Source organism: Bacillus sp. JUb11, assembly GCF_024807925.1.
Taxonomy (GTDB): Bacteria; Bacillota; Bacilli; order Bacillales; family Bacillaceae; genus Bacillus; species Bacillus altitudinis.
Map to the genome: position 1 here is coordinate 129,807 of NZ_JANUEZ010000004.1, position 19,590 is coordinate 149,396.

16 protein-coding genes are annotated in these 19,590 nt (G+C 42.5%); 8 read left to right on the top strand and 8 right to left on the bottom strand.

Annotated features, from left to right (window positions below; genetic code table 11):
- Nucleotides 1-195: 195 nt before the first annotated feature.
- Nucleotides 196-1,980, bottom strand: a complete 1,785-nt coding sequence (locus tag M2369_RS09095) for a right-handed parallel beta-helix repeat-containing protein (protein ID WP_039166244.1) — start codon at nt 1,978-1,980, stop codon at nt 196-198.
- A 263-nt stretch (nt 1,981-2,243) separates the two neighbouring features.
- Between M2369_RS09095 and M2369_RS09100 the strand changes: the two genes are divergently transcribed.
- Entirely contained in the window at nt 2,244-3,737 is a 1,494-nt protein-coding gene (locus M2369_RS09100) for a peptide MFS transporter (RefSeq protein WP_045035005.1), read from the top strand.
- 44 nt (nt 3,738-3,781) lie between these two features.
- Here the strand turns inward: M2369_RS09100 and M2369_RS09105 are convergent, their stop codons facing one another.
- Entirely contained in the window at nt 3,782-5,215 is a 1,434-nt protein-coding gene (locus tag M2369_RS09105) for an amino acid permease (protein WP_082055595.1), read from the bottom strand.
- Nucleotides 5,216-5,539: 324 nt separating this feature from the next.
- Between M2369_RS09105 and tcyA the strand changes: the two genes are divergently transcribed.
- The 3 genes from tcyA to M2369_RS09120 are packed head-to-tail and all read left to right on the top strand — an operon-like array spanning nt 5,540 to nt 7,790.
- Nucleotides 5,540-6,355 carry a cystine ABC transporter substrate-binding lipoprotein TcyA gene (tcyA, locus tag M2369_RS09110; protein ID WP_007498178.1) on the top strand — a complete coding sequence of 272 codons (816 nt, stop codon included), beginning with the start codon at nt 5,540-5,542 and terminating at the stop codon, nt 6,353-6,355.
- On the top strand, nt 6,342-7,034 hold the full coding sequence (locus tag M2369_RS09115; RefSeq protein WP_008347286.1) for an amino acid ABC transporter permease: 693 nt from the start codon (nt 6,342-6,344) through the stop codon (nt 7,032-7,034). The genes tcyA and M2369_RS09115 overlap by 14 nt, the downstream gene beginning before the upstream one ends.
- Before the next feature lie 12 nt (nt 7,035-7,046).
- Nucleotides 7,047-7,790 carry an amino acid ABC transporter ATP-binding protein gene (locus M2369_RS09120; protein ID WP_007498183.1) on the top strand — a complete coding sequence of 248 codons (744 nt, stop codon included), beginning with the start codon at nt 7,047-7,049 and terminating at the stop codon, nt 7,788-7,790.
- A gap of 39 nt (nt 7,791-7,829) precedes the next feature.
- Here the strand turns inward: M2369_RS09120 and M2369_RS09125 are convergent, their stop codons facing one another.
- The 3 genes from M2369_RS09125 to M2369_RS09135 all read right to left on the bottom strand — a co-directional run bounded on the left by M2369_RS09125 (nt 7,830) and on the right by M2369_RS09135 (nt 12,840).
- Nucleotides 7,830-8,114 carry an AbrB/MazE/SpoVT family DNA-binding domain-containing protein gene (locus M2369_RS09125; RefSeq protein ID WP_041508244.1) on the bottom strand — a complete coding sequence of 95 codons (285 nt, stop codon included), beginning with the start codon at nt 8,112-8,114 and terminating at the stop codon, nt 7,830-7,832.
- Nucleotides 8,115-8,223: 109 nt separating this feature from the next.
- Nucleotides 8,224-8,784, bottom strand: coding sequence for a class D sortase (locus M2369_RS09130; protein WP_039166256.1), 561 nt, complete (start codon nt 8,782-8,784; stop codon nt 8,224-8,226).
- Between the two features lie 6 nt (nt 8,785-8,790).
- The gene (locus tag M2369_RS09135; protein ID WP_259254029.1) at nt 8,791-12,840 is read right to left on the bottom strand and encodes an isopeptide-forming domain-containing fimbrial protein; all 4,050 of its coding nucleotides are present in this window, start codon (nt 12,838-12,840) and stop codon (nt 8,791-8,793) included.
- A 546-nt stretch (nt 12,841-13,386) separates the two neighbouring features.
- On the opposite strand from M2369_RS09135, the gene M2369_RS09140 reads away from it, so the two are divergent.
- Complete coding sequence (locus tag M2369_RS09140; protein WP_007498187.1) at nt 13,387-14,031, top strand: YczE/YyaS/YitT family protein; 645 nt, start codon at nt 13,387-13,389, stop codon at nt 14,029-14,031.
- A gap of 85 nt (nt 14,032-14,116) precedes the next feature.
- The gene (locus tag M2369_RS09145; RefSeq protein ID WP_259254033.1) at nt 14,117-14,707 is read left to right on the top strand and encodes a hypothetical protein; all 591 of its coding nucleotides are present in this window, start codon (nt 14,117-14,119) and stop codon (nt 14,705-14,707) included.
- Nucleotides 14,708-14,732: 25 nt separating this feature from the next.
- On the opposite strand, the gene M2369_RS09150 is transcribed toward M2369_RS09145, so the two are convergent.
- Nucleotides 14,733-15,593, bottom strand: coding sequence for an effector binding domain-containing protein (locus tag M2369_RS09150; RefSeq protein ID WP_041508241.1), 861 nt, complete (start codon nt 15,591-15,593; stop codon nt 14,733-14,735).
- A 143-nt stretch (nt 15,594-15,736) separates the two neighbouring features.
- Here M2369_RS09150 and M2369_RS09155 point away from each other — a divergent pair, with 143 nt between their 5' ends.
- Nucleotides 15,737-16,438 carry a 4'-phosphopantetheinyl transferase family protein gene (locus M2369_RS09155; RefSeq protein ID WP_256689001.1) on the top strand — a complete coding sequence of 234 codons (702 nt, stop codon included), beginning with the start codon at nt 15,737-15,739 and terminating at the stop codon, nt 16,436-16,438.
- On the opposite strand, the gene M2369_RS09160 is transcribed toward M2369_RS09155, so the two are convergent.
- Entirely contained in the window at nt 16,425-17,762 is a 1,338-nt protein-coding gene (locus M2369_RS09160; protein WP_041508240.1) for an aminotransferase-like domain-containing protein, read from the bottom strand. The two genes, M2369_RS09155 and M2369_RS09160, sit on opposite strands and share 14 nt — an antisense overlap.
- A 131-nt stretch (nt 17,763-17,893) precedes the next feature.
- On the opposite strand from M2369_RS09160, the gene M2369_RS09165 reads away from it, so the two are divergent.
- Nucleotides 17,894-18,808: a DMT family transporter gene (locus M2369_RS09165; RefSeq protein WP_041508239.1), complete on the top strand. Its 915-nt coding sequence runs from the start codon at nt 17,894-17,896 to the stop codon at nt 18,806-18,808.
- A gap of 38 nt (nt 18,809-18,846) precedes the next feature.
- Here the strand turns inward: M2369_RS09165 and M2369_RS09170 are convergent, their stop codons facing one another.
- Nucleotides 18,847-19,587, bottom strand: a complete 741-nt coding sequence (locus M2369_RS09170; RefSeq protein WP_259254037.1) for a thioesterase II family protein — start codon at nt 19,585-19,587, stop codon at nt 18,847-18,849.
- Nucleotides 19,588-19,590: the final 3 nt, after the last annotated feature.

The following is a 19,590-nucleotide window of genomic DNA, read 5'->3' on the forward strand; positions in this document are numbered from 1 at the left end:
GTTCTTCATCCTTTCTATATCTTCCTTGTATCAAGTGATTATTTTACAAGATACATTTTTCTGATTGAATTAATCGGTTTTATCCATAAAAAAGGGCAAATGTTGTGAAAAATGAAAAATAATTATTACTATATGCCCTTTTTACATGATTGTCAACCGCCTTCTAAACCTCCAAAAAAAGGGATTTACAGGCGGTTACGGTGGATCAATTTCAATATTTCCGATGAGCCGGTCCGTGGAGTGCGTCATCAATTGACTGCGCTCTAGTACGTTATGGGCAATCACCGAATGAGTGGAAGATGTAGTGCGGACGGCAATCGCTTTTTGAGGAGAGAGATTAATGATGTTATTCCGCAGCACACGTGCTGAGACAACCTCATCAAGAAAAACGGCTGTCGGCTGTCCGATTGAACGATTTAAATAAAAGCGGTTATCACCAATTTGGGGTGAGCCATTTTTAATATACATCACCACATATAAGGACGTTTCTTCAAAGGAATTGTCTTTAATCTCTAAAGGAGCGGTCGTATTGCTGTAGACGGCATAGTTTTGATAGTGCTTAAAACGATTCTGCCATATGAAAGCCTTTGCATTTCCTGTCACGCTGATTGTATACGAAGATGCGAGCTGTGAATGTCCTTCTTGAATAAAGTGATTGCCGTTGATCCCCGCTTCTCCCTCCTGCACCCATATCCCTCGGCTGAATTCCTTGAATTGATTATGCTGAATTAAGATATTCGTTCCTCTGACCATCGCCGCATCGATGACAGAGTAGACGGTATTGTTTGAAAAGACAATGCTGTCTGATTGATAAATACGCAGCGATGTACTTCTAAGCCGTGTGTTTGTCCCTGACTCAATATGATTTCCTTCTATTAAAATGCGATTGGCCATATAGACAGACACAGCCGCATCTTCAAAAAGACTGATTTTATTACCTGTGATGTGCACGCTGTCTCCCCTCACATCAATACCCTTTTCAAATCCTTCAATCATATTGCCAATAATGATCACATTGTTTTCCGATTGATCAAGCGGCACACCTAAGCTCGTAATCCCTGCTTTTGTCACGCCCCCTCTCACTGCACGAATCAAATTATTCGCAATGATCATTTCAGTGGCGAAGCCATAGGAGATACTGCTGTCCGTTTGATTGCCTTCAATGATCACACCATAGCCGTTGAAATTATAGATAGAGCTGGCTGCGCCGCCTCTGACTATGTTGTTTCGAATCTGAATATTCAGCGGTTCCTCCAAGTTGGTCGCATTTTCTCCGTATCCTTCAATATCAATGCCCATTTTTGGCTCGACCCCGTTTACCCCTGCCCTTTCAAGCAAACAGTCTTCCACAATGACACCATCACAGCCTGTAATAGAAATATTGTTTCGCCTTGAGTCAGTGATGGTGCAGCCAGAAATATGAATAGACGAAGCAGGCGAGTACGATTCGATATGGGTCAATAAACCGTGCGGACTGACAATGATACCGTCTCCCGTACAATTGTTGATTTGAACACGATCGATATTCACATGGGAAGCACCTTCAATACACACCCCGAAGCCCCATTCATGTGTTTTTCTTTCTGGCGGGAGCGCCTTATACACATGCTCATCACGGTCGCCTTCAATCCGCCCGCCCCGAATGGTCACATGCTCTACCTCTCCTATATAAAAGGCTGCATATCCCCACGAATCATTTGGTTTCACTTTGATGACGGCATCTGATGCCATCTCAATACAAATATGACTTGGCACTCGTATGCCGGCATGACGAAAAGGAAAAAATTGATCCCCCCTGTACACCGCATCTATTAGATACGTTCCACTCGGCAGCCAGACGTGGGAGTAACCCTGTGCTTTTGTCCATTCCAGGCATTCGTTCAGTTTCGCTGTACAGTCCGTTTTCCCGTCAGCAATCACGCCAAAGTCTAATACATTGACAATGGGTTTCTTCAGATCAGATTCATTTACATCCCCCAATGAAAACCCCTCCTTTTTACACATGTCCTCTTGTCATCCTATGCATGTGGGAAAGGTTTGCTTGTACGATATTTCAAATTTTATATAAATTCTTCTGGAATAACTTTCCGATGATTTTCACTTGAACGAATTTTTCATCTTTTTGAGTCTTTACGCCTATTGAACTAACATTTTCCTGTTTTAGAATAGTTTTATATTGACACAAGAACTATACAAGAATATCATTTTTCTCATATCTCTTTTTTTAAGAAAGGATCTATGCCATGTCTACAATTGACCACGATAAAATTGTTAAAAGTGTTCCTCAAAAAGGGTTTTTTGGACATCCTAAAGGACTTTACACACTGTTTTTCACTGAATTTTGGGAGCGTTTTTCTTATTATGGCATGCGTGCACTGCTTATTTATTATATGTACACAGAGGTGACAAAAGGCGGTCTTGGCTTCGACCAGACAACCGCTAATTCGATCATGTCTGTCTATGGTGCGCTTGTCTACATGTCAGGCATTATTGGCGGATGGCTTGCCGACCGGGTATTTGGTTCATCCAGTACGGTCTTTTATGGCGGGGTATTCATTATGCTTGGTCATGTCATTTTGGCACTGCCTAGCGGTGCAACAGCGCTCTTTATTAGTATGGGGCTGATTATTATTGGGACAGGCCTCCTAAAGCCGAACGTGTCAAACATAGTCGGTGACCTATATACAAAAACAGACCCTCGCAGGGATTCTGGATTCAGTATTTTCTATATGGGGATCAACATGGGTGGTTTTATCGCCCCATTAATTGTCGGAACACTCGGTCAAAAAGTGAATTTCCATCTTGGTTTCTCACTCGCTGCCGTTGGTATGCTTGTTGGACTTATTACGTTTGTCATCACGAAAAAGCCGAATCTTGGACTTGCCGGCACTTATGTCACAAATCCACTATCAGCTACTGAACGCAAGAACTTCAAAATTTTCGGTACATTGATCGTGATTGTACTTGCTGTTTTTGCTGTCATCGGTATTCGAACAGGAGCGCTCACGATTAATCTATTCACTTGGTTTGTCAGTGTCCTTGGTGTGCTGATTCCAATTGTTTATTTTATTGTGATGTATTTTAGTAAAAAAACGAGTGCAGTGGAGCAGTCGAGGGTACTCGCTTATATTCCATTGTTCCTAGCTGCGGTGATGTTCTGGGCCATTCAAGAACAAGGCTCAAATATTTTAGCCACATATGCAGATCAGCGAACAAACTTGAATTTCCTTGGCATGACATTAGCCTCTTCTTGGTTCCAATCATTGAACCCAATCTTTATTGTGCTCCTGTCACCAGTATTTGCTTGGTTATGGGTCAGACTCGGTAAGAAACAGCCGTCTACCCCGATTAAATTCTCACTTGGCCTTCTGTTCGCAGGATTATCCTTTATCATCATGATCATTCCTGCATACATGTCTGGTCCGAACACACTTGTGAGCCCATTATGGCTCGTTCTGAGCTTCTTCCTCGTCGTCATCGGAGAGCTCTGCTTATCACCAGTCGGGCTGTCAGCGACAACAAAACTGGCACCTGCTGCCTTCTCAGCGCAAACGATGAGCCTTTGGTTCCTTTCCAATGCAATGGCACAGGCGATCAATGCGCAAGTGGTCAAGCTGTTTGATAAAGTGCCAGAAACCGTCTATTTCGGGATCATCGGCATGCTCGCCATCATTTTATGTGGTGTCATGCTCCTGCTTACACCGGTGATTAAGAAAGCGATGAAAGGCGTGCATTAAATTGAAAAAGAAGCCTCCCGAATGGGAAGGCTTTTTTTTTTGAATTAAAACCGAATTTCATCATCTCCGTGGATTTGCAACTGGAGCGGTTCACTTTTCACCTGATGTTTTTTCACATAGCGGTGATAGACAACATATCCAATGATCATGAGCGGTACGCCGACATACAGCCCAATCCGCTGCTCCGCATCAAAGGCAAGACTGATTAGCACAATCGAATTCAGCGTGATCGCAATGATCGGCAGTACCGGATAAAGAGGGGTTTTAAATTTTAGGTTTTCCAGCTTTCCGCCTGCTTTCAAATATCTTCTGCGGAAAAGCAGTTGTGATAATGTAATCGTAATCCAGCCGGTTTGGGCACTCATGCCCGCAATAGACACGATCCAAGCAAAAACGGTTTTCTCTGCAAAGAATCCTGATAATAACGAAATACCTGTAAACAGGAAAGTGAGCAGTAAGGCATTGATCGGGATGCCCCGCTGATTGACTCGTCTAAACGCCTTCCCTGCCATTCCTTCCTTCGACAAAGAGTACAGCATTCTCGTAGAGGCATATAGGCCAGAGTTCGCCACAGATAATAAAGCAATGATAATGACAAAGTTCATGATATCTGCCGCATAAGGAATGCCCGTTCTCTCAAACACAGTGACAAATGGGCTTTGCAGCACACTCGCTTCTTTCCAAGGCACCATACCCGCTAAGACAAAAATAGATAAAACGAAAAAGACAAGGGTGCGCCAAACCGTCTGATGAATCGAGCGAGGTACGGTTTTCTCCGGATTTTCACTTTCTCCTGCCGCAATCCCGATCAGCTCCGTCCCTTGAAACGAAAAATTCACCGTGATCATCGTGACGACAACGGCCAGCAAGCCATTCGGAAACAGGCCGTCACTCACAAAATGACTAAAGTAAGGAGCTGGTTCCCCGCTCGTCGTTTGAATAAAACCAAACATCGCCGCTCCACCTACGCCAATAAATAGTAAGATGGCAACAATCTTAATGGTTGAGAAGAAAAACTCCGACTCCCCGAACGCTTTCGCTGATCTGGCATTTAATAAGAACAAACACAGCCCAAATATGAGACACCAAATCCACACATCCACTTGTGGAAGCCAGCGTCTCATCAGCTGCCCTGCTGATAAAAATTCCAGCGCCACGGTGGCTGCCCAGCCAAGCCAATAAATCCAGCCAACAGCAAATCCTGCTGCAGGACTCACAAATTTCGTCGCATACGTATGAAACGACCCCGACACAGGAAGCGCGACTGACAGCTCTCCAAGACACAGCATGGTTAAATACATAATCAATCCGCCCACTATATAGGAAAGAACAGCTCCAACTGGCCCTGCTTGTCCAATCGTATAGCCTGTTCCAAGGAAAAAGCCTGTCCCAATGACACCGCCAAGAGAAATCATAAATAAATGGCGGGAGGTCATCGCCCTTTTCAATTGTTCGGGCTGATTTTGTCCAACATCCACAATGATGCCCTCCTTCTTCTAAGATGTTCTGTTATCAAAACATGTCTCCATGTGATTATTCCATTTTCAAAACAACCTACTAATTATACATCTTTTATAATAAATATGCTTCCTTCTATCGTCACTGTAACAAAGTCTTTATTTTAGTAATGTTCGCACAACTAAGAGCAAATAGACATTGTAAAGAATGGAGGTTTGAAAGAATTGGGTTCAGGGCATAAAGTTGGTGAGATTCGCTCAAGCTAGTTTCAAATGCTTTACTTTTAGGTTGCTTCTCTGTAAGATCATATGTTGTAAATACCAACAAGAAAAGTGGGGAATAAAATGAAAAAAATGTTCTTTGCCATTATTTTAGGCGCTTGTGTTGCATTGATCACGGCATGCGGATCAGCTGCAAACGACAGCGCAAATAAACAATCTGGGTCTAAGGAATCAGGTGACCTTTGGAAATCCATTCAGGATAAAGGCGTATTAACCATCGGTACAGAAGGTACATATGCTCCTTTCACCTTCCATGACAAAAAGACAGATAAACTAACTGGCTATGATGTCGAGGTCATCACAGAAGTTGCAAAACGTCTTGACTTAAAACCAGAATTCAAAGAAACACAATGGGACAGCATGTTTGCTGGTCTGAATTCAAAACGTTTTGATGTGGTAGCGAACCAAGTTGGTAAAACTGGACGTGAAAATCAATATGATTTCTCTGATAAATACACAACATCTCAAGCCATTGTTGTGACAAAATCAGATAACAATGACATCAAGAAACTTTCTGATGTGAAAGGCAAAAAAGCAGCACAATCATTAACAAGTAACTATAACAAATTAGCTACAGATGCTGGCGCTAAAATTGAAGGGGTTGAAGGTCTTGCACAATCCATTCAATTGATTCAGCAAGGGCGTGCTGATTTGACGTTCAATGACAAATTGGCTGTCTTGAATTACTTGAAAACAAGCGGTAACAAAAACCTAAAAGTTGCATTTGAAACAGGAGATCCACAAGAAACGTATTTTGCCTTCAGAAAAGGCAGCGGCGAAGTCGTTGACAAAGTGAATGGCGCACTAAAAGAAATGAAGAAAGATGGTACACTCGCTAAGATTTCCAAGAAATGGTTTGGTGAAGATGTTACAAAATAATATCCTCGGAGTCGTCATTCCGTGGGATCTTCTTCAGCAATCTTTTTGGCCAATGGTGATGCAGGGAATTTATTATACAATTCCCCTCGCCATCATTGCTTTTATCATTGGTCTTTTTATCGCGCTTGTGACAGCTCTTGCTAGAATGTCTAAAATCAAAGCGCTCAGATGGATTTTTTCTATCTATGTGTCGGCTGTTCGCGGAACGCCGCTTTTTGTGCAATTGTTTATTATTTTCTATTTCTTTCCGACATTTAATATCACACTTGATCCATATCCAAGTGCTATCATCGCTTTTTCTTTAAACGTAGGTGCGTATGCTTCGGAAATTATTCGTGCATCCGTCCTATCTGTTCCAAAAGGACAATGGGAAGCGGGGTATTCGATTGGGATGACCCATCGCAAAACGCTCGTCCGCGTGATTTTACCGCAGGCAGTGCGTGTATCGATTCCGCCGCTGTCTAATTCATTCATTAGTTTGGTGAAAGATACATCGCTTGCCTCCCAAATCCTCGTGGCAGAGATGTTCCGTAAATCACAGGAAATTGCTGCGGCGAACTTGGATCAAATTTTATTTATTTATATGGAAGCAGCCCTGATCTATTGGGTATTCTGCTTCATTCTATCGCTCGTTCAACACCAAATTGAAAAACGACTTGATCGATATGTCGCAAGGTAAGGAGGGAACGACATGCTAACAGTCAAAGGCTTAAACAAATCCTTTGGTGAAAATGAGATTTTAAAGTCGATTGATTTTACGATCAACAAAGGGCAGGTTGTGGCGATTCTTGGTCCATCAGGTTCAGGAAAAACAACGATGCTTCGCTGTTTAAATGCACTTGAAATTCCAAATGCCGGCTCCTTTACCTTCGATGATTTCTCGATTGATTTTTCTAAAAAAAATAAACAAGCTGATTTGCTCAAGCTTCGCCGGAAGTCAGGCATGGTGTTTCAAGATTATCATCTGTTCCCACATCGCACTGTTCTTGAGAATGTGATGGAAGGTCCAGTCCAAGTCCAGCGCCGTCCGAAAGAAGCGGTGCGAAAAGAAGCGATTCAGCTCCTGCAAAAGGTAGGACTTGAGGATAAAAAAGATTTGTATCCCTTCCAGCTGTCAGGCGGTCAAAAGCAGCGTGTCGGCATTGCCCGTGCACTTGCCATTCAGCCAGAGCTTATGCTCTTTGATGAACCAACCTCTGCGCTAGATCCTGAGCTTGTCGGAGAAGTCTTAAAGGTCATGAAAGATTTAGCGAAAGAAGGCTGGACGATGGCGGTTGTCACACATGAAATCAAGTTTGCCCAAGAAGTGGCAGACGAAGTGATTTTTATTGATGGCGGCGTCATCGTCGAACAAGGTCCTCCTGAAGAAATCTTCAAACGACCAAAGGAAGAACGAACAAAACAATTCTTAAATCGGATTTTGAATCCAGTATGATCAAAAAGGCTGTTCTCATCATGTGAGAACAGCCTTTTTTTATATCTCTTTTTGCAGCCGCAGCGCTAATAAATCTTGCAGGAGCAGTCTCGCTCCCTCTGGGCTGACAACTACACCGCCTGACAGCGCCTTATTGGAACAGGTGACTTGCCCTGTAACGATACAAGGTTTATCCTGCCAATAAGGCTTTATCACAATGTGACTTTCTTCTTGATAGATTTCAATAAAATCTTGTGGATGAATTTTCAACCGTTTTCTTATATCTGTCGGCAGGACAATTCTTCCAACGTTATCTATATACTTTACATCTTCTTTATTTAACAAATTGACCCCCCCTGCATCTCTAGATATGATATAGACGATTCCCTGTTTATCAAGGGATTAAGCGCTCTAATCGGTTAATGAAAGAATGAGCTGCAGGCTGATCCAGTGGCTAAACACGCTTCCCATATATAATATATCTGTTTGGCGCAGGACCAATGAAAGAAAAAGGATAACATGTGGTGAGGACAAGTTCTTCCTTTTCCTGTTGTAGTGTAATAATACTTTGATCATCTTTTTTCACAATCTTTGTTTTCTCAATTTCATAGGTGAATCGTCCGTATGAAAGCTCTATGACAAGTTGATCCCCTTTCACAAGTTCTCCTGTTCGTCTAAACACAGTATCACGATGCCCAGATAAAACGATTTGTCCCTGTTCGTTAGGAAAATAGCTCTCGTGATAATGACCCACTCCCTTTGCCAAATCCTCCGCCGCTGTTCCTTCTACAATTGGTAACTCAGCGTTTAACTTTGGAATGTGCAAGAGCCCAATGGTTTCACCAGCCTCCGGCACAAAAGAGGAATCCATTTTCCCCTTTTGCTGGATGGCTGCTTGCGCAGACTGGAATGATTGATCTACTTGTCTTTGTCCATCAACGATTTTCATATATCCTACAATCACAAGACAAATACCTGCTGTAATCAATAGAGCTGAGATGATTTTTTGAAACATGGACGATTATCCGTTTCTTTTTCTTCTTTTCCATACAATAAGGGATGCACCTATTAGTACAAGTGCAAATCCTGCTAGTAAAAGGTTGTACATCTCTGTTGCAGTGTTCGGAAGATGATGACCAGGTGTATCCGGTTCTGAATGAGAAGGATGCTCTGGATTTGCTGGTACCTCTGGCACATGCGGCGGTACTACCGTTGTTGAGTTTTCAGGTTTGTCTGGTTCGTCAACATTATCACCCTTCACAACTGCGATATTTTGAATGGTTTTACCTTCAGATCCTTTCGCGACCTTCGCTTCAAAAGTCACCGTATGCCAGTCCGTGTCTTTGATATCACCAAATTGTCCGGTGACTGTGCCTTTTGTGTAGTCTCCGTTGTCGTCATCTTTTGCATCTGTGACAGCTTGTCCATCTACTTTTAATGACCCTTCGACGTATTCAAGACCTTCTGGCAGTTGATCTGTGATGACTAGATCTTTGATGATACTGTCTTCTACACTATTTTTTGTTTTGATCGTGTAAAGGAGAGTGTCGCCTACTTGTACTTCTTTTTCATTTGTATTGCCTTCTGCTTTTTGAGCAATCTCAGATGTTTTTTCTGATTCAAGCTTTGGATCTCTTGGATCAATATTTGTTTCGGTTGTCGGCTCATCTGGCGGCGTGTTTTCGCCTGTTACTTTTGCTGTGTTTTGAATGGTTTTATCCGCTTGGCCTTTTGCGACCTTTGCTTCAAACGTCACTGTATGCCAGTCCGTATCTTTGATATCGCCAAATTGACCGGTCACTGTGCCTTTTGTGTAGTCTCCGTTGTCGTCATCTTTTGCATCTGTAACGGCTTGTCCATCTACTTTTAATGATCCTTCGACATATTCAAGACCTTTTGGTAGTTGATCTGCGATGACTAAATCTTTGATGACACTGTCTTCTACACTATTTTTTGTTTTGATGGTGTAAAGAAGGGTGTCGCCTACCTGAACTTGTTTTTCATTTGTATTGCCTTCTGCTTTTTGAGAGATCTCAGATGTTTTTTCTGATTCAAGCTTTGGATCTCTTGGATCAATGTTTGTTTCGGTTGTCGGCTCATCTGGCGGCGTGTTTTCGCCTGTTACTTTTGCTGTATTTTGAATGGTCTTACCTGCTTGTCCTTTGGCTACTTTCGCCTCAAACGTCACAGTATGCCAGTCCGTGTCTTTGATATCACCAAATTGTCCGGTGACTGTGCCTTTTGTGTAATCTCCGTTATCGTCATCTTTTGCATCTGTGACGGCTTGGTCATCTACTTTTAATGACCCTTCGACGTATTCAAGACCTTCTGGCAGTTGATCTGAAATCACGAGATTTTCGACGATGCTGTCCTCTTCAAGATTCTTTGTTTTGATCGTATAAAGAAGGGTATCGCCTACCTGTGGTGTTTTTTCATCTGTGTTCCCTTCTGCTTTTTTCTGAATGCTCGCTGTCTTTTCTGATGCTAGTTTTGGTTCACGAGGATAAATTTCTGTTTTCGTTGTTGGATCATCTGGCGGTGTGTTTTCACCTGTTACTTCGGCAGTGTTTTGAATGTCTTGACCAGCCTGTCCCTTTTCAACTGTCACTTCAAACGTCACGGTATGCCAGTCCGTGTCCTTCACATCACCAAAATAACCTGTGACCTTTCCATCTGTGTAGTCTCCGCTATCGTCGTCTTTCACATCTGTGACAGATTCTCCATCAATTTCAAGAGACCCAGCGACATACGTCAGCCCTTTTGGTAATTGATCTGAGATCACTAGATTTTCCACAAGGCTGTCTTCTATCGTGTTCTTTGTTTTAATTGTATAAAGCAGGGTATCTCCTACTTCTGGATGCTTCTCATCTTTGTTACCTTCAGCTTTTTTCTGCAAGACCGCTGATTTTTCTGATTCCAGCTTTGGATCACGAGGATAGATTTCTGTTTTTGTTGTCGGATCGTCTGGTGGTGTGTTTTCACCTGTGACACTCGCTGTATTTTGAATGTCTTTGCCAGATTGTCCTTTTTCAACCGTCACTTCAAATGTCACGGTATGCCAATCTGTATCTTGAATGTCACCAAATTGTCCTGAAATGGTACCATCTGTGAAGTCTCCGTTATCGTCATCCTTTGCGTCAGTGACTGCCTCTCCATCCACTTGAAGTGAATCCGGCACATACGCTAATCCTTCCGGCAGTTCGTCTGAGATCACTAAATTTTCAACGAGACTGTCTTCTATCGTATTCTTTGTTTTAATCGTATAAAGAAGTGTATCACCGACCTCTGGATGCTTATCATCTGTATTGCCATCTGCTTTTTTCTGCAAGACCGCTGATTTTTCTGATTCAAGCTTTGGGTCACGAGGATAGATCTCTACATTCGTTGTCGGCTCGTCTGGCGGTGTGTTGCCGGTTGTGACATTCGCTGTATTTTGAATATCTTTGCCTGCCTGGCCTTTTTCAACTGTGACTTCAAACGTCACGGTATGCCATTTCGTATCTTTCACTTCACCGAACGTTCCAGTGACAGTTCCATCTGTCATATCACCGTTGTCGTCATCTTTTACATCTGTGACTGGATTTCCATCTACCTGAAGTGAATTTGGTACATAAGATAATCCTTGAGGTAACTTGTCAGAAATGACAAGGTCTTCTATTACACTATCTTCAACAGCGTTACGGGCTTGAATGGTATACAGCAATGTGTCCCCTACTTCTGGGTGCTTCTCATCTGTATTCCCATCTGCTTTTTTCTGTAAGACCGCTGATTTTTCTGATTCAAGCTTCGGATCACGAGGATAAATTTCTATGTTTGTTGTTGGATTGTCTGGCGGTGTGTTTTCCCCTTTGACATTCGCTGTATTTTGAATATCCTTGCCAGCTTGCCCTTTTGCTACTTTCGCTTCAAATGTCACGGTGTGCCAATCGGTGTCTTTCACATCACCTATTTGACCTGTCACAGTACCATTTGTAAAATCACCTTTGTCTTGATCCTTTGCATCTGTTACGCTTGTGCCATCTACCTTAAGAGATCCAGAAACATAGGTTAAGCTGCTCGGAAGATTATCTGATATGATCAGATTTTTAAGAATGCCGAATTGCACCGTATTTTTTGCTCTAATTGTATAAAGCAAAGTGTCGCCTACTTCTGGATGCTTTTCATCTGTGTTGCCTTCTGCTTTTTTCTGTAAAGTAACAGATTTTTCTGATTCAAGGTTAGGAGGATATGGATCGAATTCAGGTTTCACCCTTGAAGCTAAGTCGTAAGATAATGAATCACCTACAGTGCCCATATATGTTGTACTTAATGTTTTCGCATCAAGTGTAAAAAGAGTAGAATGACCAATAGAGTCATCTTTTCCTGATTGTAATAGCATTTGTCCATTTGGCAAAAAGCTAATTCCTCGTACTCCTCCCTCAATCGGTTTACCATCTGCATTTGTGATTGGAATCACTCGAATGACTTCAGCTGTTTCAGGATTCATTTGCGCAATGGACCCACTGGTATTAGATGCGAACCAAAGATAGCCATCCTTATCGACGACAAGGTCTCCGCCAATGTCTCCGCCAATGCCAGGACCAACGTCATAACCGACAATTTTCTTAGACGTTTTTTGACCAGTTGCTAAGTCGTACGTTGCAAGGTAGGGTTCTCCATCAACCGCATACGAATGAATATATTTACCGTTATAAACAACGGCATTAGGCGCTCTTCCGCCTAAAACACCTACACGCTCTGCTTGTCCAGTGGTCGCATTTATTTTATAAAGAACTGGCTCTCCACTTGCTGTCGTAGTTGCATACACAGTGTTTTCTTGATCATTCACAGCAACACCGTTCACTACAGTCGAATTAATTCCCTTCACCTGTACACTAGCCTTTACGTTTGTTGGATTTTGCCCATCAAGCTGATAAAGAACTAACTTCCCATTTCCAATCATGTAGGAATCTGCGTTATTGACAACCACTGTCCCAGCGGCTTTCGTAACAGGTGGCGAAACTGTTAATAAATTCCCAGCAATCAGCACCAATATTAGAAATAATTGACTCGTTCTTTTTAATATGTTCATTTTTTGACATCCCCTTTTCCCTGCTCTAAATCATAATGGTATGTACCAGTTCACCTCCCACACTTTGGTAAAGAATATCAGTAACATTTCAGAACCCTCAACATGACTAAAAGACTATTTTCGACAAAAATAGCCCTTTTGTCATATACAGCTTTCGACATCTGATCCATCTATGTTTTTTCCAATAAAACAAGTTTTTTTATCGTGTATTAAATATTTTATCTATCAATAAAAACAGGCCTAACGGCGCAATTTACATACAATCTATTCTAATTTATCTTGAATATTCTTTAATTGGATAAAGGTTGTTTTTTTGTCATTTTATATTGAATTTTTTTCTTATTTTCATAAAAATTGTTAATTATTGGTTCACTTTGTTAAAAAAAACAAGGCAAAAGTCTTGCTCCAAAATTTGATGTTCTCTGCTCTTTTTATGGAAAAAATTCTTTTTATCGAGTAAGCGATTACAATGGAGCAAAGCCATTTAAAGGGGCGTGCGAGTATGTTACGATTGAAATCGAGTGTTTAAGAAAGAAGGGAAAGCTTTTGAAGCGGGAACATCTTTTACGTTGGTTTTTTTATTTTGTTGGATTGATTGTACTTGCTTTTGGACTATCGCTGACAGTGAAGGGAAAGATCCTTGGCATTGGTCCGTGGGACGCTTTTCATTATGGACTGTTTCAGCATTTTGGTTTAACCATTGGACAATGGTCGATCATTATTGGTGCACTCATTGTGACACTGACATCTGTTTTCACGAAATCTTTTCCAAAGATCGGCGCCCTTCTCAATATGGTGCTGATTGGCGTGTTTATTGATTTCTTTAATGCAGTATTACCTGCACCACATGGGTATTTACCTGCTTTATATGTATTTATTACGGGCGTGATTGTGTCTGGGTATGGCGTTGGCATTTATGTCTCAGCTAATCTTGGCGCCGGGCCAAGGGATTCATTAATGCTGCTCATCTCAGCAAAAACAGGGCTGAACGTACAGTGGGTTCGAAATGGTATTGAGTTAACCGTGCTCCTATTTGCATGGATGCTCGGCGGCCCGATTGGCATTGGAACGATTCTGACGGCCATCTTTACTGGACTCGTCCTTCGCTTTTCATTGCCACAATCGACACGGCTCTTGCAGCTGCTCATTACAAAAACAGCGGAGAAACCTGTTCAAACCCTTACCCGATAAGAACAAGCCATTCTACTAAAAGAATGGCTTGTTTTGTGCTAAACTAAATAGACGCAATATTCTTAAAACAGGAGATGATCCTCTGATGCAGCTTTTCCATTATCATTACTGGACACCATTTGTTGAGGAGACGGAGCAGGCGTACACTTCATTAGGCTTTGAAGTAAAGGGTCGTTTCGCAAAGGAAGGTTCCTTTCCTCCTCCGCAGACATGGGATGATTTTAGAGAGAAGAAGCCCCCTTTCCGAATCATTGAGATGAGAAAGGGACAGATCAATATCACATTTGGTTATAGTAAAAAAGTCCTTTTTGATCACATCGGCTTTCTAGTGACTGATGATGAATATGATCAGCTGCTGGTACAAGCGCAAAAGAGAAACTGGGCAATCCAGACCGGGGAGCGAAGAACGTTTCTTTCTACACCAATGCGCTTAAGGCTTGAATTGCAGCGGCGGACAGATGTGATTGAAACTGGTGAAGAAGCAATTGCCGAGATGACGATCGCAGTACCTGATTTGACTCATACACCTGCGGTCGATCAGTTGCTGGACGGTTTGACACAACCTATTCATTGGAAAAAGGGAGAACGTCTCTCTTTACTTGAAGTGAAGATGATGGATTCTCATGGGATGAATACGACCGATCCAAACGGTGTTCACGTCCTCAAACAAGGATAAAAAGCAGCGAGATACGCTGCCTTTTTTATAATTGTTTACGGATTGGAATCCAAATCAATGTCACATGATCTGGAGAATGTATCTCTCCATCTAAAGGATACGTTTCCATCTCCATTCCCCCAGCATGCTCATATCCTGAGGCAGGAAACCATTCTGTGAAAATACGTGTCCATGTTGAATGCACAGCGGTTTCGACAGGCCCCTTTGCCTGAAATACAGCCCACGTACTGGCCGGAATCTGCTCGACTGTCATGGCCGAATCTGGTTCTTCCTCACCTTGCTCAATCCCAATGATATAGTCAAATGTTTCAAGCGTTTCATCAAAATGCGCACATACACCGATATATCCGAGTTCTCCAGCTGCATGAGCCAGTGAATGCGTCCATCCTTCTTGATTGACACGCTTCCAAAAGGCGGGAATATCCTGTTTGTTTTGGCTATTCTTTGTTGTTGTCTTTAGTCTTCTGCCCATGATTGAAAATGAATCCTTTTCCACAATTCGATAATGCATCGGTTCGACTCCTTTTATTTGAAGTTCGAAGGAGAGACGGGGGTAGGCTTTCACTGTAAACTCGCCTGTTTTCACTGCTGCCGGTGTATATCCGTGATGCCGCTTGAAGGCTTTCGCAAACGACTCTGGGGTTTCATAGCCATACTTCACCGCCGCATCAATGACTTTCACTTGCTTGGTCATGAATTCTTCTGCCGCAAGGGTTAATCGTCTTTTGCGAATATATTCTGCTACTGCAATTCCTGTCAGCATATGGAATAGCCGCTGATAATGAAATTTAGACATACAGGCGGCCTCTGCCACTTCTTCGATCTGCAAAGGCTGATCCAGCCTCTCTTCCATATAATTGATACTATCCATGATCAAGTGAATCATTTTTCCCTCTCCTTCCTTTTCCACTATATCGAGAACCGCCCGCACCTTCCTGTCATTTTGTGCTTTCATTGAACAGGATGTCTGTTTCTCTTTTGCAGAGGTTCATCCAATGGTACAATAAATGTAAAAAATTGAGGTCCGTTATGAAGATTTTCGCAATTCAATTACAACCTTTAGATGATAAAAATGCACGAAAACAAATAGAACAGCTGAAGCCTTTTGTGTCACTTGAAAAACGCGCCGCCGCTGAGCGCTTTCGTTTTTTGATCGATGCAAGAAGAACGCTTTTAGGTGAGGTCCTGATTCGTCACATCATTCATGAGATGTACGCACTGCCTATGGAACAGATCATTTTTGAAACAGAAGGGAATGGAAAGCCTGTTGTCCGGCAAATTCCTTCTTTTCATTTTAATCTTTCTCACTCTGGTGATTGGGTCGTGGGCGCAGTAGATGATGCGCCTGTTGGCATTGATATTGAAGAGATTAAACCGATTGATTTAGCCATTGCCAAACGATTTTTTTCAGCTGACGAATATCAAGATTTACTCTCACAGCCGGCAGAACGGCAGGAAGCCTATTTCTTTCATTTATGGTCCATGAAGGAGGCTTTTATCAAGCTGACAGGGAAGGGAATATCCTATGGTCTTTCATCCTTTACCGCTCGCTTGTCAGAGGATGGACAGGCTACTTTGAGATTACCTGATCACGAAGCCCCTTGCGTTGTCCAAACATATTCGCTTGATCCTGCCTACCAAATGGCGGTTTGTACAAGAAAACCTGCTGCGGCTGAGCACGTCGATATACTCACTTGTGAGAACATGCTATCTCGCCTTAATAACGTGTGATTTGTTGAAGTGATGACTTTAGCAAATCGACGCCTCGTGCGATTTCCTCTTCTTTTACATGCCAAATGTTCAGCTGAAGTATAGGCTCCTTTTGATAAGTAGAAATGAAATGGCGGTCGATCGGCTGAACCATCACAGAAGCCTTTTTTAGCTGCTGAATGAGCTGATTCATTGGAATGGACCGGTCGACACGAACGTGGGTATGGGTAGCTGGCTCCTCTTCTCCCAGCTCATAAGCGCCTTGATCATTTTTCAAACAGGCCACAAGTTGTTTGGATCGAGCTCTATAGGTCGCCTGCATCCTTTCTCTATGACGCTCAAACATCCCGCTTTTCAAATAAATTTCTAAAGCAGCCTGCGAGAGCATCGAGCTGTCGATATCTATAAGCCGTTTATGTTCACTAAAGGGGCCAATCAGCTCGTTTGGTAAAACGACAGCACCTGTTCTAAGCCCCGGAAAAATGATTTTTGAGAAGCTTTTTAAATAAATGACCTTCCCCGCCCGATCATATGAATAGATCGGGTCTCTTTTTGTATCGAATTCTAAATCAGCCAAATAATCGTCTTCAACGATGTAGACATCATATGCTTCGGCAAGGGCTGCAATCGCTATTTTTTCTTGTTTCGACAGACTCGTTCCAAGCGGATTTTGAAACCTTGGCATCGTATAGAAAAAGCGAATATCCTCCTCTCGGAAGATACGCTCCAATTCCTGAAGATCGAGTCCTTTTTCCGTCCGCTGAATCCCCCGGACAGGCAGCTGGTTTTTCTCTAAGTATTGGAGGAATAGGTGATAGCCTGGCTGTTCGACCAATATGGTCTGTTTTCCATTTGGAAACGGGATGGTGCTTAAAATCGATAAAGCCAGCTGAATACCAGAAGTCATGACGATCTGTTCTGGAGAGGCAAACACTTGATAATCCGTTAAACGCTTTGAAATGATTGGCAGTAAAGATGGTAATCCATTGGTGGTGCCATAGATAAATAAATCATTTTGATACAGATCAATCGCTTGATTGATGCAGTGCTGAAAATCGACATATGGAAACACAATGGGATCAGGCGCAGAGGAAGCAAAATCAATCCATGTGCTGCCCTTCTTAACGGCTGACTGATTGGTTTTCACGACAAAATAGCCACTTCTTTCTACAGAGTACAGCAAGTGTTCACGCTCTAATGTGTCTAGTGCTTTTATGACAGTGCTTTTGCTCACAGCATATTGAGCCGCTAAGTGACGAATGGATGGAATTTTCATTCCAGCATTGTATTCACCGCTCTCGATTTTGTTTTTTATATTCAACACAAGCTGATCATATTTCCTCACAGTACTACCCTCCTTGTACCGGTACAGATATCAATAACTCTTATTGTACACTTTACTTGATCCGTTTACGATAAAAAGACAGAACCGGTCAATTCAACTGAAGCATGCATGCTCGTGTAAGGAGAATTCTGATGGATATGTCAAAACAAAAAGCGTATGTTGCTTCGATCGCATACGCCTGTATTATTGGTTTTTCATTCTTGTTTGTCAAAGTAGCCTTAGCATCAGCGAATCCAATTGATGTATTGGCACACCGATTTACCGTTTCTTTCGCAGCGGCTCTTTTGTTATTTCCATTTTTACGAAAAAAGTACCGTTTTTCCATTCAATGGCGTGATCTCTTTTACATTGTGCCATTTTCCTTGCTTTATCCTGTGTTGTTTTTTGCATTTCAAGTGTGGGGGCTGATGTTTACCTCTTCATCAGAGGCCGGCATTATTCAGGCGACCATCCCTATTTTGACAATGGTGCTTGCAGCATGGTGTTTAAAGGAACGTCCTACCTCGATTCAGGTGCTGTTTACCATTCTTTCTGTGTCCGGGGTGATGCTCCTCTTTGTGGTGAAGGGAATTGATGTGAAACATTCTCATCTCATTGGTTATGTGCTGATCTTACTTTCAGCCTTATCATCCAGTGCCTATAGCGTATTTGCCAGGGTGATGACACGGCGATTCCATGTCATTGAACTGACTTTCGTGATGACATTCTTTGGATTTGTCTTCTTTAATGCTGCTGCTCTCATTCGGCACTCGGTACATGCTACACTACCGCAGTTTTTTAGTCCGTTTACGCAGCCATCCTTTGTATGGTCTATGCTCTTTTTAGGCATTCTCTCTTCACTGCTCACAGCGTATTTATCAAACTATGCTCTTTCCCACCTTGAAGCAGCAAAAGTGAGTATCTTTAACAATCTTTCTGCTTTCATTACCATTGCCGCTGGCGTGCTTATTTTACATGAAACGATTGATATGGTTCACCTCATCGGGGCTGTGCTCGTCATTGGCGGAGTGATTGGCGGGAATGTGGTGAGGAAGGGGAATTCATAAAGAAAACGGCCCTCGTTTGACGGGGCCGTTGTTTTCTTTTATTGGCTGATGAATTGCTTTTTTGTTGTCTGCTCAATGACATGCCTCATATGTTCTGCGAACTGCTCGAGGTGTGTGTTGATATACATGTGGCCTCCTTCGAAATCAGTGCGTTCGATGGCGTTTGCCCATGTTAGCCAGCCGTCTGCGTCTTCCATGCATTTTTTATCTTGCTTTCCGTTCAATAAATAAACGGGTGATTCAATGATTGTTTTGTCTGTATGCTGGAAGGATTCTAATGCTTGATAGTCGGCACGTAAGGATGGTGTAAAGTAATCCATCATTGGTTTGTTCTCTAACAATTCTTTTGGAATCCCGCCCATTTCAGCAATATGCTGAACAAATGCTTCACTCGATAAATGGGTCAATATTTGTCTTTTTGTTTGCGGTGGCTGAATGGCAGAAATGACAACTGCTGCCGGATCGATGCCTTCCTTTTCTAGCAGCTGAGTCAGCCTGTACACCACAAGTCCGCCCATGGAATGTCCGAACAAAATAAATGGACGGTTTAATTTGCCTGTCAGTCCTTCTTTATACAATTCAGCCAGCCGGTCAATGCTTGTTTCAAGCGGCATGAGGTTCGTTCCATGACCCGGAGGTTCTGCTGCTGTCACTTCGGCCGTGTCCTTCAGCTGTTCAAAGAGCGGACGGTAAGAGGCGGAATATCCGCCTGCAAAAGGAAAACAAATAAGCTGAATGAGATCTGATTTTTTTTCAAAGGTTTTAAATAATTGGTTCATACG

Excerpts from the sequence above, each read along its gene's own strand:
- M2369_RS09100 (WP_045035005.1), top strand. The coding sequence starts at position 2,244 with ATGTCTACAATTGACCACGATAAAATTGTTAAAAGTGTTCCTCAAAAA.
- tcyA (WP_007498178.1), top strand. The coding sequence starts at position 5,540 with ATGAAAAAAATGTTCTTTGCCATTATTTTAGGCGCTTGTGTTGCATTG.
- M2369_RS09115 (WP_008347286.1), top strand. The coding sequence starts at position 6,342 with ATGTTACAAAATAATATCCTCGGAGTCGTCATTCCGTGGGATCTTCTT.
- M2369_RS09120 (WP_007498183.1), top strand. The coding sequence starts at position 7,047 with ATGCTAACAGTCAAAGGCTTAAACAAATCCTTTGGTGAAAATGAGATT.
- M2369_RS09130 (WP_039166256.1), bottom strand. The coding sequence starts at position 8,784 with ATGTTTCAAAAAATCATCTCAGCTCTATTGATTACAGCAGGTATTTGT.
- M2369_RS09135 (WP_259254029.1), bottom strand. The coding sequence starts at position 12,840 with ATGAACATATTAAAAAGAACGAGTCAATTATTTCTAATATTGGTGCTG.
- M2369_RS09145 (WP_259254033.1), top strand. The coding sequence starts at position 14,117 with ATGCAGCTTTTCCATTATCATTACTGGACACCATTTGTTGAGGAGACG.
- M2369_RS09150 (WP_041508241.1), bottom strand. The coding sequence starts at position 15,593 with ATGATTCACTTGATCATGGATAGTATCAATTATATGGAAGAGAGGCTG.
- M2369_RS09155 (WP_256689001.1), top strand. The coding sequence starts at position 15,737 with ATGAAGATTTTCGCAATTCAATTACAACCTTTAGATGATAAAAATGCA.
- M2369_RS09165 (WP_041508239.1), top strand. The coding sequence starts at position 17,894 with ATGGATATGTCAAAACAAAAAGCGTATGTTGCTTCGATCGCATACGCC.
- M2369_RS09170 (WP_259254037.1), bottom strand. The coding sequence starts at position 19,587 with ATGAACCAATTATTTAAAACCTTTGAAAAAAAATCAGATCTCATTCAG.